Annotated in this window: 15 protein-coding genes and 1 tRNA gene; 10 read left to right on the top strand and 6 right to left on the bottom strand. The window is 60.6% G+C overall.

Features of this window, described 5'->3' with window-relative positions:
• Positions 1-39 precede the first annotated feature (39 nt).
• The gene (locus AC1DXN_RS04570) at positions 40-843 is read left to right on the top strand and encodes a TrmH family RNA methyltransferase (protein WP_477272906.1); all 804 of its coding nucleotides are present in this window, start codon (positions 40-42) and stop codon (positions 841-843) included.
• 19 nt (positions 844-862) lie between these two features.
• Here the strand turns inward: AC1DXN_RS04570 and AC1DXN_RS04565 are convergent, their stop codons facing one another.
• Both AC1DXN_RS04565 and AC1DXN_RS04560 read right to left on the bottom strand, forming a co-directional pair.
• Complete coding sequence (locus AC1DXN_RS04565; protein WP_477272908.1) at positions 863-2,017, bottom strand: coiled-coil domain-containing protein; 1,155 nt, start codon at positions 2,015-2,017, stop codon at positions 863-865.
• Positions 2,018-2,169: 152 nt separating this feature from the next.
• Positions 2,170-2,706: a DUF1134 domain-containing protein gene (locus tag AC1DXN_RS04560; RefSeq protein ID WP_477245908.1), complete on the bottom strand. Its 537-nt coding sequence runs from the start codon at positions 2,704-2,706 to the stop codon at positions 2,170-2,172.
• 389 nt (positions 2,707-3,095) lie between these two features.
• On the opposite strand from AC1DXN_RS04560, the gene chpT reads away from it, so the two are divergent.
• Complete coding sequence (chpT, locus tag AC1DXN_RS04555; protein ID WP_477245635.1) at positions 3,096-3,725, top strand: histidine phosphotransferase ChpT; 630 nt, start codon at positions 3,096-3,098, stop codon at positions 3,723-3,725.
• A gap of 266 nt (positions 3,726-3,991) precedes the next feature.
• A complete protein-coding gene (locus tag AC1DXN_RS04550) occupies positions 3,992-4,360 on the top strand; it encodes a response regulator (protein WP_477245637.1) in 369 nt (122 codons plus the stop codon).
• A 94-nt stretch (positions 4,361-4,454) separates the two neighbouring features.
• Here AC1DXN_RS04550 and ctrA read toward each other — a convergent pair whose 3' ends face one another.
• Entirely contained in the window at positions 4,455-5,150 is a 696-nt protein-coding gene (gene ctrA, locus AC1DXN_RS04545) for a response regulator transcription factor CtrA (protein WP_006203583.1), read from the bottom strand.
• 450 nt (positions 5,151-5,600) lie between these two features.
• Between ctrA and AC1DXN_RS04540 the strand changes: the two genes are divergently transcribed.
• Positions 5,601-5,978 (top strand): flagellar export protein FliJ, encoded by a 378-nt coding sequence (locus AC1DXN_RS04540; protein ID WP_023669945.1) that lies wholly within the window; start codon positions 5,601-5,603, stop codon positions 5,976-5,978.
• A gap of 125 nt (positions 5,979-6,103) precedes the next feature.
• On the opposite strand, the gene AC1DXN_RS04535 is transcribed toward AC1DXN_RS04540, so the two are convergent.
• A complete protein-coding gene (locus AC1DXN_RS04535) occupies positions 6,104-6,508 on the bottom strand; it encodes a winged helix-turn-helix transcriptional regulator (RefSeq protein WP_477272910.1) in 405 nt (134 codons plus the stop codon).
• 90 nt (positions 6,509-6,598) lie between these two features.
• On the opposite strand from AC1DXN_RS04535, the gene AC1DXN_RS04530 reads away from it, so the two are divergent.
• Positions 6,599-7,525: an NADP-dependent oxidoreductase gene (locus AC1DXN_RS04530; RefSeq protein ID WP_477245640.1), complete on the top strand. Its 927-nt coding sequence runs from the start codon at positions 6,599-6,601 to the stop codon at positions 7,523-7,525.
• Positions 7,526-7,588: 63 nt separating this feature from the next.
• Here AC1DXN_RS04530 and sciP read toward each other — a convergent pair whose 3' ends face one another.
• A complete protein-coding gene (gene sciP / locus AC1DXN_RS04525) occupies positions 7,589-7,864 on the bottom strand; it encodes a CtrA inhibitor SciP (RefSeq protein ID WP_013529904.1) in 276 nt (91 codons plus the stop codon).
• Between the two features lie 257 nt (positions 7,865-8,121).
• Here sciP and mnmA point away from each other — a divergent pair, with 257 nt between their 5' ends.
• Positions 8,122-9,312, top strand: coding sequence for a tRNA 2-thiouridine(34) synthase MnmA (mnmA, locus tag AC1DXN_RS04520; RefSeq protein WP_477272912.1), 1,191 nt, complete (start codon positions 8,122-8,124; stop codon positions 9,310-9,312).
• A 16-nt stretch (positions 9,313-9,328) separates the two neighbouring features.
• Here mnmA and AC1DXN_RS04515 read toward each other — a convergent pair whose 3' ends face one another.
• On the bottom strand, positions 9,329-10,294 hold the full coding sequence (locus AC1DXN_RS04515) for a Gfo/Idh/MocA family protein (protein ID WP_477245644.1): 966 nt from the start codon (positions 10,292-10,294) through the stop codon (positions 9,329-9,331).
• Between the two features lie 241 nt (positions 10,295-10,535).
• Between AC1DXN_RS04515 and AC1DXN_RS04510 the strand changes: the two genes are divergently transcribed.
• From AC1DXN_RS04510 to AC1DXN_RS04495, 4 genes are all read left to right on the top strand, one after another.
• Positions 10,536-10,612, top strand: a tRNA-Met gene (locus AC1DXN_RS04510).
• Between the two features lie 462 nt (positions 10,613-11,074).
• Positions 11,075-12,235, top strand: coding sequence for a patatin-like phospholipase family protein (locus AC1DXN_RS04505; RefSeq protein WP_477272914.1), 1,161 nt, complete (start codon positions 11,075-11,077; stop codon positions 12,233-12,235).
• 265 nt (positions 12,236-12,500) lie between these two features.
• Complete coding sequence (locus AC1DXN_RS04500; protein ID WP_477272916.1) at positions 12,501-13,706, top strand: ROK family protein; 1,206 nt, start codon at positions 12,501-12,503, stop codon at positions 13,704-13,706.
• 6 nt (positions 13,707-13,712) lie between these two features.
• On the top strand, positions 13,713-14,213 hold the full coding sequence (locus AC1DXN_RS04495) for a peptide deformylase (RefSeq protein WP_477272918.1): 501 nt from the start codon (positions 13,713-13,715) through the stop codon (positions 14,211-14,213).
• The last annotated feature ends 13 nt before the right edge of the window (positions 14,214-14,226 follow it).

Raw genomic sequence — 14,226 nt, 5'->3', positions numbered from 1 at the left:
TCCCTTACCTCGCTGACGAATTTTGCCGGCGAGGAATGCATGGTTCCCATCCCCATCGACGACCCGCAAGACCCGCGCGTTGCCGCCTATCTCGATATCCGCGAACGCGACCTTACCGGCCGGCACGGCCGCTTCGTTGCCGAAGGCAAGGTTGTGCTGGACGTGCTGCTCTCGGCCCGGCGCTTTGCCACTGAGTCGGTTCTGGTTCTCGAGAACCGCCTGGCCGGTCTCGACCAGGTCTTGCGCAAGGCACCAGTGGACCTTCCGGTTTACGTCGCCGCCGGCGAGGTCATGGACAGGATCGCCGGCTTTCACATGCACCGCGGCATCTTGGCGATTGGCAGCAAAGGCCCCCCGCAGCGTGCCGAGGCCTTGCTGGACACCTTGCCCGCCAGCGCGCTGGTCATCGTGCTGATAGGCATCGCCAATCATGACAATATGGGTTCGATCTTCCGCAACGCCGCTGCCTTTGGCGCCGAAGCCGTGCTTCTCGATGCAACCTGCTGCGATCCGTTGTACCGCAAGGCGATCCGCGTCTCGGTCGGCGCGGCGCTGAAAGTTCCCTTTGCATCCTTCGACGACACCGTCGGCTTCACCGCCAGGCTCGACCGGTTGGGCTTTAGCCAGTTTGCCCTGTCGCCACGCGGGCTGACCGACATTCGCGATGCGAGAAGAACGGAACGATTGGCGCTCTATCTCGGCACGGAGGGCGAAGGCCTGCCGGAAAGCCTGCTCGCCCGCCTGCAAACGGCGCGGATCGACATGGCGCAAGGTTTCGACAGCCTGAACGTCGCCGCTGCCTCAGCCATCGCGCTGCATCATTTTTCAGCCAGGAAGGCGTAGGTCAGCTGGTTTTCTGATCTCAATTCGCCGAAGCGGCTTTTTGCAGCGCTCGCACGCGGTCGGCGAGACTGGTGGTCCCGGACCGCACGTCCTGAGGTGCTGAAAGTGCCTTGGCTATCGGCGAATCCGGTCCCTCGAGTTTCGCCGTCAGATTGACGACCTCCGCCGCCAGATCGTTCATCTGTTCACGCAATGCAGCACTGGCGCCACGCACATCGCCGCCATCGCCGGATTTCGATGTTTCCAGTGCGCCGAGATCCGCCTTCAATCTCTTGTTCTCGCGCGCCAGCACCGTCAGCCTGGCCTCAAGCCGCTCCCGGTCGCTGTCGAGCTTGGCGATCGCCCTGTCGATATCGGCGCTTCTGGCGCCGACGTCCTCTCCTGCGACGAGGCGCGCAGCCGGAGCATTTCCCCCAGCATCGCCCTTCGATTTTTCGCGAAGCAGCGCGAGCTCCTTTTCGCGGCGGTCGAGCTTGTCCTCGCGATCGGCGAGCGTGGCCAGCAGGCGTTCGAGCTTCTTGTCCAGTTCGGCGGTTCTTTTCTTCTCGGCCTTCAAGGCATCGCGAGCAGCCTTGCCTTCAGCAGTGATCTCCTGATTGCGCCTGTCCGCCTCCTTTCGCTGCCCCCGCAGCACCGAGATATCATTGGCCAGCTTTTCCAGTTCGGATTCGCGCGCCACCAGTTCGATCTGGCGGTTGCTGGAGGAGAAGCTGGCGTCGTCATACATTTGCTCCAGCTTTTCGAGTTCGAGCGCGCGCTTTTCCAACATGCGCTCGGTTTGCACGAGGCGGTCCGACAGGCGCTGCGACTGCTCCTCGCGCTGCCGAAGCTCTTCGCCCTTGGCCTGCAGTTCGGAAAGCGCCTGCGTCTTGTCCTTCCGCTCGACCGCCAGACCCTTGAGCGCCTCGTGCCCGCGACTGATCTCGACCAGCTGTTCGGCCGCTTTCTCCCGCAACGTCTTGACGTTTATTTCGAGCCGGCGCGTCGACATCGCGTATTCGGCCCGGACGCGATCCTTATCGGCCTGGATCTCGGCCAGCGTCATCGGCACCGATGCCTCGACGCGTTTGCGCGTCAGCGCCACGGCACGCCGCCATATGGCCGGGGCAACCATCAGCGCCAGAAAGCCGGCGCAGAGAAAGCCGAGAGCGAAGAACAGGATCGACTGAACCAAGGTGACTATCCGTTATGGATGGCAGAGAACCGCCAAAGCTGGACTTTGCCATCTTCGCATGACGCAAATCCAGTGCTGCGGCAAGGGTATGCCGCAGCAACATTGGGGTGATGATCTATTGATCCGGTCGAAATGACGCAGTCACACCCCGGTCAGAAGGGATTCCAGGTCGGCTTCTGGGTAAGCTTGAGATAGCCGAGATTGACGCCGAGCCGCGCACCGACGCCTGTACGGATCGGCACCAGCAGAACCCGGTTGTTCTGCAGCACGTTGAAACCGACGCCCGCCACGACATAGGCGGAACCGGCAACGCCGCCGAAACGATTGTAGAGACTGTTCACATCGTCGAGATTATAGACCAGCATCATGACGCGCGATCCCTCGCCGCCGAAATCCCAGCCCAGCGACGGACCTTGCCAGAACACTTTGTGGTCGCCGGCATTCTTGGTGTAAAGCGTGCCTTCGCCGTAGGTCAGGCCGCCAATCAGCGCGCCGGAGCCCTCTTCGCCCAGCAGATAGCCATTGGGCAGACCGTAGGAGGCAAAAATCTTCTCGACGACGGTGGCGAGCCCGCCCGACGTCGCACCGAAGAACTTGTGACCGGAATCGACGATCTCCTGAGCGGTGTATTCCTGGGCCCGCAAAGCCGAGGTTGAAAAGACGAGGAGCCCCATCAAGGCAATCGTCATTGAGAGGACACGGACAAAGGTCCGGTCGTAGAATCGGGAAAACATGCTTCCAATCTCCGTCATGGAGCACTTTCGCCGACGCCTCTCATCCGTGCGGCTCTTTGGCGGCCGTTAAGGATGACTGTTACGGGCAAACTATGCCGTAATTCTTTTTCAACCATTAACCTCTCACATGAAGATGGCGGTTCGAAGGCTGGTTTCGAGCCGTCCGCGCAGGTTCCCAGCCTGCGTGAACACGTCATTTCGCTAACGACAATTTTGGGTTTGTTGCTGCACGCACAAGCGCTGTGTATTCAGAAAGCTTGGGAGCGAGCGTGATTCGTGTAGACAGGCGCGACGGTTGACCGCCCGACCGTAGGGACGCAGATTTTTAGCAGGGATTTTCGCCGATGGCCGAGCTTTTCACCCTTTCCGCCCCCGATCTCGCAGCCTTGTTGTGTAGCAGGGTCTGCCACGACATCATTTCGCCGGTCGGCGCCATAAACAATGGTCTTGAACTGCTCGACGAAGGCGGCGCTGACGAAGACGCCATGAAGCTGATCCGCCAGAGCGCCAGAAACGCTTCGGCCCGCCTGCAATTTGCCCGCATCGCTTTCGGCGCCGCAGGTTCGGCCGGGATGATGATCGACACCGGCGACGCCGAGGCTGTCGCCATTGCTTTCCTGAAGAACGAAAAGCCGGAACTGACCTGGAACGGGCCTCGCGCGCTGCTGCCCAAAAACAAGGTGAAGCTGCTGCTCAACCTCATTCTCGTTGCCAACGCCGCCATACCGCGCGGCGGCAAGCTTGTGGTCACGCTCGAAAATCTCGACACCGAGCCGCGCTTTGCGCTTGCGGCAAGTGGCCCGATGCTGCGCGTGCCGCCGAAATTCCTCGAACTGCATTCCGGCAACAAGCCCGAGGAGCCGATCGACGCCCATTCGGTCCAGCCCTACTACACGCTGCTTCTGGCGCGCGAGGCCAACATGACGATATCGATCCACGCGACCGCGGAAGAAATCGTGCTCTCGGCGGCCTGAAAATCTCGATCCGACCGGCAAGAACAGATCAAGTATTTGCGTCCGCCAATATTTGCGACGTAGTTTGCAATTCACGGCAAGGCAATTCAGGGCAAACAAGCGTCGCCAGCCTGGCCGCGTCGAATTCGCGGCGAAAACGGTGCGCAAAGGCCATGTTTGCAAAAACTTTACCTAACGGCTTTTCAGCTTCTTTACCAGATTGATCTATGGTGTCTCACAGATGCCCGGATGCCGCCGGTTCGCCACATGGCAAAGAGGACCCGGAAATGAAACGCTGCATGTTCGTCGACGATTCAAGCGTCATCAGGAAGGTTGCAAAACGCATCCTTGGTGGTTCCGACATGGTGGTGATCGAAGCAGCCACCGGGCTTGATGCCGTCGAGATGTGCGCTGCCGACATGCCGGATGTTATCGTCGTCGACGGTGCCCTGCCGGATATGCAGGCAGTGGATCTCATTCGCCGGGTGCGCGCCATGGAGAGCTCGATAAAGCCGCAGATCCTGATTTCACTGGTCGAGGTCGACGTCGCCTCGATCATGCGGGCAAAGCGTGCCGGCGCCCAGGGCTATCTGCTGAAGCCATTCAACCGGCCGCAGCTGCTCGAGCGTTTCCGCACCTTGAAAATCGCCGCCTGATTCGCTCGATAATCGCTGTCATCCAGTCATAAATGCAAAAAACCCGACCTAGGTCGGGTTTTTTTTCGAAAAACGATCGGACGGGCGTTTTCGCTCAGGCGCTGACGCGAATGTCTTCCGGTTCGCGCAGCACATAGCCGCGGCCCCAGACCGTCTCGATGTAGTTCTGGCCGCCGGAAGCGGCATCGAGCTTCTTGCGCAGTTTGCAGATGAAGACGTCGATGATCTTCAATTCCGGTTCGTCCATGCCGCCATAGAGGTGGTTGAGGAACATTTCCTTGGTCAGCGTGGTGCCCTTGCGCAGCGAGAGCAGCTCCAGCATCTGGTATTCCTTGCCGGTCAGATGCACGCGCTGGCCGCCGACTTCGACGGTCTTGGCGTCGAGATTGACCACCAGGTCGCCAGTGGTGATGACCGACTGGGCATGGCCCTTGGAACGCCGCACGATGGCGTGGATGCGCGCCACCAGTTCGTCCTTGTGGAATGGCTTGGTCATGTAATCGTCGGCGCCGAAGCCGAGACCGCGCACCTTGTCCTCGATACCGGCCATGCCGGAGAGGATGAGAATCGGTGTCTTCACCTTGGAAAGGCGAAGTGTTCTCAAAACTTCATAACCCGACATGTCGGGGAGATTGAGATCGAGAAGGATGATGTCGTAGTCGTAGAGTTTTCCGAGATCGACACCCTCTTCGCCGAGATCGGTCGTATAGACGTTGAAGCTTTCCGATTTCAGCATCAACTCGATGCTTTGTGCGGTTGCACTGTCATCTTCTATCAGCAGAACGCGCATTTCATTCCCCTTTTCTGCTGCCGGACCATTTCACGACCCGTCCGGGACCGGAGCAGTGATTGCCTGACCAGAAGGTGCCATCGAATGGTTAACAAAACCTAATTCCGCATCGAGGACGGTACCAGATTTTTTAACCCCTTTCTACACCCTGTTGAATCCAATAACGAATCACAAAACCAAACCGCTAATGCAACACATTAATAAGCCGGACTAAGTGACTCCAGGGACTCGCTGGCCAGCTTCCGTACAGAGAGCCGGAATTTTTACCCGGCCTTAAGTCCTGAGCCGTATGATTAACAATGCCCGTAAACGAATGGTTACCGCCGGCAAAAAACTTTAGGAGTTTGTTTCCCATAACTCCGGGAATGCCGGTGGAAACGGGTGGCACCAGGCCCTTGCCGGGTGGGTTGGACGATATGTGCAGGTGTGCGTTTCTGGGAGTACCGAATCATGAAGTCACGTGAAAACCTCGTTCGGCTGAAGCAGTTTCAGGTGAACGAGAAGCGGCGGCAGCTGCTGCAGCTCGACATGATGATCGCCGAGTTCGAGCGCATGGCTGTGGAACTGGAGCTCCAGATCACCGCCGAAGAAAAGAAGGCCGGCATCACCGACATCAATCATTTTGCCTATCCGACCTTCGCCAAGGCAGCGCGCTTGCGCCGCGACAACCTCAGAAATTCACAAAGCGACCTCGCCCAACAGCGAAGCGCTGCCGAATCATTACTCGGCGAAGCTGAAGCGGAGCTTTCCAAGGCTGAGATGCTGGAATCGCGCGACACCAAGATACGCGACGCCGAATTGGGCGGCCGCAGCGCCATGATCGGTTGAAAACAGAGCCCCGGACCCAATCCACCTGGGCAATCGGGGCGTGGCGCCGCCGCTCGTCCAGCGCAACGCGCAAGCCAGACGGCATGAATCCGGCACTTTGAGCACGATCCGATAGGCCGCCGGCCTCAGGCCCGGGTCAACAAATCCTCTTCGTGACCCACTGTCGCCCGCGCACGGGCCTCCTTGATGTCGGGCACATGCTGCTCCGACCAGGATCTTATCTGATTGAGCAGCCCCGCCAGGTTCTGGCCGAGTTCGGTCAATTCATATTCGACCCGCGGCGGGATCACCGGAAAGATTTCGCGCCGCACCAGACCGTCGCGTTCGAGGACGCGCAGTGTCTGCGTCAGCATCTTTGGCGTAATGCCTTCTAGCTTGCGCGCCAGTTCGCCATTGCGCATCCGGCCACGACGCAGCGCGCAAACCGTCAGATAGACCCACTTGCTGGCCAACATCTCGAGCACGGCGTGCGAAGGACAAGTCCGCTGGAAGGCGTCATAGCCGAAGCCGCAATCATCATCACTATCCATGAGGTGCCTATATATAGAAAAGGTACATACTAGACAAGGGAATATTACTATCCAAATGATAGTGGCATCAACCAAGCAGGAGAGACTCCCATGCGTGCCATTATCCAGAATTCCGTCGGCGGACCCGACGTCCTCGTCATTGCCGATCGACCCAACCCGACGCCAAGACACGGCGAAGTGCTTGTTCGCGTCAAGGGCGCCGGCATCAATCCGGTCGATGGCGCCGTACGCGGCGGCTATTATCCGCTGCTTGGCGAACCGCCCTTCATCCTCGGCTGGGATATTTCGGGAACCGTCGAGGCGCTCGGCGCGGAGGTGACGGGCCTCAAGGTCGGCGACGCCGTGTTCGGCATGCCGCATTTTCCCAGACAGGCAGCAGCCTATGCTGAGCTCGCCGTCACGCCCGCCGATGAAATCGCGCTGAAGCCCGCAGGCATCGATCACATTCATGCCGCCGCATTGCCGCTGGCCGGGCTGACAGCCTGGCAAGGCCTTGTCCGCCATGGTGGGTTGAAGCACGGCCAGCGCGTGCTGATCCATGCAGCCGCCGGTGGCGTCGGACACCTGGCGGTACAGATCGCCAAGGCGCACGGCGCTTACGTCATCGCCACCGCCAGCCCGGAAAAGCTCGATTTCGTCCGCGCGCTCGGCGCCGACGAGGTGATCGACTACACCGCGGGCGATTTCACCGATAGCGCCCGCGACATTGATTTGGTCCTGGAGCCAATCGGCGGCGACCATGCGCAGCGCTCACTGAAAGTGCTGAGGGACGGTGGCGTACTGGTATCGCTGCTCAATGTCAGCGACGCCACCAAGGCAGATGCCAGCGCACGCAATATCCGCGTCGAGCGGATGTCCGTCGTGCCCGATCGTGAGGGCCTTGTGGAGCTTACCAAACTGATCGATGCGAAAAAGCTTGCCATTCACGTGGCCAGGAGCTTTCCGCTTGAAGAGGCCGGCGACGCCCATGCTTTTCTTGCCACCAGACCGATCGGCAAGGTGGTGCTGGCGGTCTAAAATCGTTGTGGCAAAACAAAAAGGGCGCGGATTGCCGCGCCCTTTTTCGTGTTCAAGCCGGCCCTAATGCCGGTATTGCTGGATGCGCGTCGTGCGCAGCCCGGCAAGGCCGTACTCGTCGATCGACGCCTGCCAGGACAGGAATTCCTCGGTGGTAAGCTTGTAGCGCTGGCATGCCTCATCGAGGCTCAAAAGCCCGCCACGAACAGCCGCCACCACCTCCGCCTTGCGCCGGATAACCCAGCGCCGAGTGTTCGTCGGCGGCAGATCGGCAATCGTAAGGGGGCTGCCGTCAGGCCCGATAACATATTTGACTCGCGGTCTAACCAGATCGGTCATCGTACTCTCTACAAAAAACTCAAAGACCCAATCCCCACCACATTACCGCCACAGCTTTAAAAATTGCCTAAGCAGACCCTAATGACTAGGTAAGGATCATGAACGCCGCGTTAGTCTTTTCGTCGGCATTTGAAACACTCGCCGGCAAGTGCGGAATTTGATCGCAAAATCGGCTGGCGCTCAAAGCTGGCGCACCCGGGGAGCTTGACCTATATTCGCGCCATTGGCATGCAAGCGCCGTGCAGAACGAAAGAACCATGAACAGCCTCGATCTTCCCGCAAGCCCGCAAAACACCCGCATCGTCGTCGCCATGTCGGGCGGCGTCGATTCATCGGTCGTCGCCGGCCTGCTGAAGCGCGAAGGTTATGATGTCGTCGGCGTCACGCTGCAGCTCTATGACCATGGCGCGGCGACGCACCGGGCCGGTTCGTGCTGCGCCGGCCAGGACATCGACGACGCCCGCCGTGTCTCTGAGACGCTGGGCATCCCGCACTATGTGCTCGATTACGAGGAGCGCTTCCGCAAGGCGGTCATCGATCCCTTCGCCGAGAGCTATGTCGCCGGCGAAACGCCGATCCCTTGCGTTTCGTGCAACCAGACCGTCAAGTTCGCCGATCTTCTGGCGACCGCCAAGGAGCTTGGCGCCGATGCGCTGGCCACCGGCCACTACATCCGCTCCGGCGCCAACGGCGCGCATCGCGCGCTGTATCGGCCGGTCGATGCCGATCGCGACCAGAGCTATTTCCTGTTCGCCACCACCCAGGCGCAGATCGACTATCTGCGCTTTCCGCTCGGCGGCCTGTCGAAGCCACAGGTTCGCGCCATTGCCGAGGAGATGGGGTTGACCGTCGCCGCCAAGCAGGACAGCCAGGACATCTGTTTCGTGCCACAGGGCAAATATTCCGACATCATCGCCAAGCTGAGGCCGTCCGCCGCCAATCCGGGCGACATCGTCCACATTGACGGTCGCGTGCTGGGCCGCCATGAGGGCATCTTGCGCTATACGATCGGCCAGCGGCGCGGCATCGGCATCGCCTCCGGCGAGCCGCTCTATGTCGTCCATCTCGACGCCGACCGGGCTCGCGTCATCGTTGGTCCGCGCGAGGCGCTGGAGACGCACAAGATCTATCTGCGCAACATGAACTGGCTGGGCGACACTTCGCTGTCGGACATACCGGCAGCCGGGCTTGAGCTGTTCGCCAAGGTGCGTTCGACGCGCCCGCCGCGCCCGGCCGTGCTGCATCACCGTGCCGGCAGCACCTTTGTCGAGCTGGCCGATGGTGAATCCGGCATCGCACCCGGCCAGGCCTGCGTGCTCTATTCCGACGACGGCAACGAGGCCCGCGTGTTCGGTGGCGGCTTCATCGAGCGTTCGGAGCGCGGCGCCGAGGCCGAGGCCATGCTGACGCGGCTGGCCGCCCGCCCGGCGCAGATCCCCGCAGAGTAAACGGCAGCACTTTTCTTCAGGTACCGGATTTGGTGTGGGTGACTGTGCCCGCGGTCAGGATGCGCAGCACCCTGATGGCTTCTTCACCGCTGGTGCGCGGTTCGGCCCGCGTCTCGATGCACTGGATGAAATGCTCCAGCTCGCGCGTCAGCGGCATGCCTTGCGCAACCGCCACATAGGATGGTTCGTTGGCGGTAAACGCCCACTGGCCGCTGTCCTGCCACACGGCGTGACGGTAGACGGCGAGCTTGCGCTCCCATGGCTCGACATCGTCGAACACCGCCATCGCCTTGGTGCCGACCACCGTCAGCCGCCGCTCGCGATAGGGATTGAGCCGCGAGGTGAAGAGATGGCTGCGCAGGCCGTTGGGAAAGCGCATGTGCAGATGCGCGAAGTCGCTGAGATTGTCGAGCAGCGCTGCACCCTCGCCGCGCACCTCGATCGGCTCCGTGCCGGTGATCGCCAGGATCATCGACAGATCGTGCGGCGCCAGATCCCACAGCGCATCGTTCTCAGTGTGGAACTTGCCGAGCCCGAGCCGGTGCGAGTGGATGTATCGCACCTCGCCGAGCTCGCCATTGTCGATCAGCGCCTTCAGCGTCTCGAAGGCGGGATGAAAGCGCAGCACATGGCCGACCATGAAGACGCGGCCATTGTCCTTGGCCGCCTGCACCGCGCGCTCGGCATCGGCCACCGTCAGCGCGATCGGCTTTTCCACCAGCACGTCCTTGCCGCCTTCGACGGCGCGCACCGCCATGTCGGCATGGAACTGCGGCGGCAGCGCCATGATGATGGCGTCGACGTCGTCGCGGACAAACAGCTGCTCGGGCTCGATCGCCAGGCAATCCTGCTCGCTGGCAAAACCTTCCGCACGGGCGCTGTTGAGGTCGGAGACCGCATGCAGCGCGCCAAGCGCCTTGAGGGTGCGGATGTGGTTGCTGCCCCAGTATCCGCAACCGAGGACTGCGATGCGCGGTTTCATTTGTTTCAAACTCTAGAATTTCCAGGCCGAGACATAGCGACGTGCCCCGCCGAACTCAACCCCGGTAGCCCCGCTCAAATGTCTGCCCGGCAAAGCTTTTCGGCGACACGCGAATATGCCGCCATGCCGGTCGCCTGGAAGCTTGACAGGCTTGCCCTCCCAACCTTATATCCGCGCGACCTTGGCGAACGCCTCGACATGCCTTTCGATTTGAGGCGGATTTCGGGCCTTTCGCCGCCCTGGCGGGGTAGCTCAGTTGGTTAGAGCACGGGAATCATAATCCTGGGGTCGGGGGTTCAAGTCCCTCTCCCGCTACCAGCCCCTCCCCGAACGGAGACGTGTTGGGGAAGGCATTCTCGCGCAAGAGTGCTGTGAGACGCGATCAAGGGTGCAGCGCGAATGCCTTTTCCGGCGAAATTCCTAGCGCTTATGGGCGAGCCAAGGCTGCGGCTATCGAATGAAACATCAGACGCCCATCCCAGAAGAGACCGTTTGAGGTACAAAGCCCGTCGAGACCGCGTGTGCAGCGTCCGGTTCAAAGAAGCATTCCCGCAACGCGGCTTCCAAATGCGGCCGCAATGTGAAGGCCGCCACAGAGTATAAAATTGCCACCCCCTCAGGATACGCGCTTTGGGCGGGCGACGCATGACAGACGGAAGCGTTCTCGAAAACGATTTGCAGTGGAAGCTCGTGCAATCGTGGATTTGAGCGCAAACTGTTCATGAGTAACCGGTGAGGCTTTCGCCTGACCAATGGCGTGTTTTCAAGAAGGAAAATGCCATGCCCGCCAACACAATACTTGCCGAGGACCAACCGGCCAAGCTTGAAAAGGGCATCGCGCTCGCCTTGTCCGGTGGTGGATACCGAGCGATGATTTTCCATCTCGGAGCCCTGATCCGCCTCAATGAGGCGGGGCTGCTGAAACGAATCGCGCGTGTCTCCAGCGTATCGGGTGGTTCGATCACGGCAGCCGTATTGGGCATGAAATGGTCCGAGCTGGCATTCGGGCCTGACAATGTCGCCACCAACCTCGATATCGTCGTCAAAGCCGTACGCAAGATGGCGGATACCTCGGTCGACGCCGGCGCGATCATCGGCGGAATCCTGCTACCCGGCACGATTGGCGAAAAGGTCGCTGCCGCCTATGACAAGGTGTTGTTCGGGGGCAAGACGTTGCAGGATCTGCCTGACGATCTGGCTGGAGAGGGTCCACGCTTCGTTGTCAACGCGACCAACATCCAGAGCAGCGCTCTCTGGCGCTTTAGCCGCGACTACATGGGTGACTACAGAGTTGGCCTGGTCCGCAAACCGACAATTCCGTTGGCTTTGGCGGTAGCAGCGTCGTCGGCGTTCCCCCCTTTGCTATCCCCGTTGCCGCTCAAGATCTCGCAGCCGTTCGACGACGTGGACGGCGCCGATCTGACGGCTGCAAGCTTTCGTCGCTCGGTCTATCTGAGCGACGGCGGTGTCTATGATAATCTCGGGCTTGAAACCGTCGAGAAACGCTACACCACCCTCCTCGTCAGCGATGCTGGCCAAAAGATAGCGCCGGAGCCATCACCGTCGACAGATTGGACCCGCCATTCGATCCGCGTTCTCGACGTGATCGACAATCAGGTGCGCAGCCTGCGTCAGCGCCGCTTGATCGACGGTTTTAACCGCAAGGACCATTCCGGTTGCTATTGGAGCGTGCGGGCGCGTTTTGCCGACTACAAGGTGGCTGACGACACGCTCGGCTGTGCCAGGCGCAATCCGGCAGCGCTGGCGGCAATCCCAACTCGGCTGCAGGCAATGCCCAAGGCGCAGCAAGAAGGTTTGATCAATTGGGGCTATGCAATTTGCGATGGAGCGTTGAGAAGCTACTTCGCCGCAGACGCTCTGGCGCTTTACGGCGTGACGATCGCCAAGCCCAAGGGCTTTCCGTTCGGAGCCGGTTATTGACGCCCAGGTGCACCCAAAGCGCATTGTCCTTCAGAATCGAAAGCCTGGGCCAGTTTCAGCCACGCTGCGCGGGAGAGTTACCAGGAACTTAACACGCAGCCGGTGCAGCCGGCCTGCAGTCCCCCGCTACCCGCGTGTTCCAATATGTCGCGCTTGCGGACCGGGCAGGCCCTCGGCTGAAATCAATCGCTTGACATTAATTAAATCAAGATGATTGATTTATTTTTAGGATCATAATTCGCAAAGACTCGTCTAGCTGGTCATCATGATAGTCAAGAAAGCCATCGCCGGCACCAATCTCGAACAGGCCAAGTCACACAATCGCCGCGTGGTGATCGAAGCGATCAGGACCAACGGCGCCTTGTCGCGTGCGGCCATCGCGCGACTGACAGCACTGAGTTCACAGACCATTTCCAACATCGTCGAGGAGCTCGAAAAAGAGGAGCTGCTGCGCCCGGAAGCGTCGCAGAAGGGCGCTCGCGGTCAGCCGGCCGTTCCCTATTCGATCAATCCCGACGGCGGCTATTCGATCGGCCTGCAACTCGACCATCAACTGGCGGTGGGTGTCATCACCGATCTCTCCGGCACGGTTCGGGCCCGTTTCGAACGGCCGGTCGACCGGCCGACGCCTGCCGAGGCGATGCCACTGCTGGCTGCGATTGCCGATGATTTGATGCGGACGTTTCGTTTCGACCGCAGCCGCCTGCTTGGCATCGGCATGGCGATGCCAGGCCCGTTCGACGTCGAGGGCATGACTTCGGTCGGGCCAACGGCACTGCCTGGTTGGCAGGATTTCCCCGTTGCCGAAGAACTCGAGCGGCTGACCGGCATTCCGGTGACGGTGGAGAACGACGCCACCGCAGCGGCCATCGGCGAGCGGCTTTACGGCGTTGCCCGCAACCTCAGCAGCTTCGTCTATCTGTTCATCGGCACCGGCCTCGGCGCCGGCCTGTTTCTTGATGGCCATCTCTACAAGGGCACCCGCCACAACGCCGGCGAGATCGGACATATGATCGTCAGTCCTGGCGGCCTCGAATGCGGCTGCGGCAAGCGCGGCTGCCTTGAACGCTACGTCTCGTTGCGCGCCGCCTATGAATGTCTGGAGATCCCCGATCCCGATCATGCCTCGCCGGAACTGCTCGAGGCTTTGCTGGCAAGCGGCGACAGCCGCATGGAACCATGGATCGCACAAGCCACCGCGCCGCTGCGCCAGGCGATCAATGTGCTGGAACTGGCGCTCGATCCTGAAACCGTCGTCCTCGGCGGCTTCATGCCGCTGGCCGTCATCGAGCTTCTGGCGAGCCGACTCGACCCCTTGTATCTCTCGGTCAGCTCGACCAGCACCCGCACGGTACCAAGGGTGCTGGTTGGCGCCGCCGGCAAGGACACCTCGGTTCTGGGCGCGGCCGCGCTGCCGATTTTTTCGGAGACCAACCCGCAATTCGACGTGCTGCAGAAACCGTTCGGATAAGATCCTATGGCGGTTCGATCGATTGTAAGATTTCCCAATCCGCTTCTGCGTGCCATCGCCGATCCGGTGGAGCTGTTCGACAACGACTTGTCCAAGCTGGCGGGCGATCTCATCGACACCATGCACGCGGCACCTGGTATAGGTATCACCGGCCCGCATATCGGCATTTTGAAACGCCTGGTCGTGATCCAGCTGCCTTCTGCCGCAAAGCCGGGAATCTATGTCAATCCATCTGTCATCCAGGCCTCGCCTGAAATGATCCGCCACGCGGAAGGCAGCGTTTCGATGCCCGGTGTCACCGAAGACGTCGAGCGACACGCACGCATACGGGTTCGCTATCAGGATCTCGACGGCAACGAGCGGTTCGAGGATGCCGATGGTCTGCTGGCGGTCTGCCACCAACATGAGATCGATCAACTCGACGGTATCTTCTGGACGGGCAGGCTGTCGCGCCTGAAGCGCGACCGCCTGACCAAACGCTACGACAAACTGATGCGGGCGTCCTGAACGGACGTCCGAC

The sequence above is a fragment of the Mesorhizobium sp. P2_H9 genome (assembly GCF_056403215.1).
Note: the sequence above shows the minus strand (reverse complement) of the source record. Positions and strands in the feature narration are given on the sequence as shown.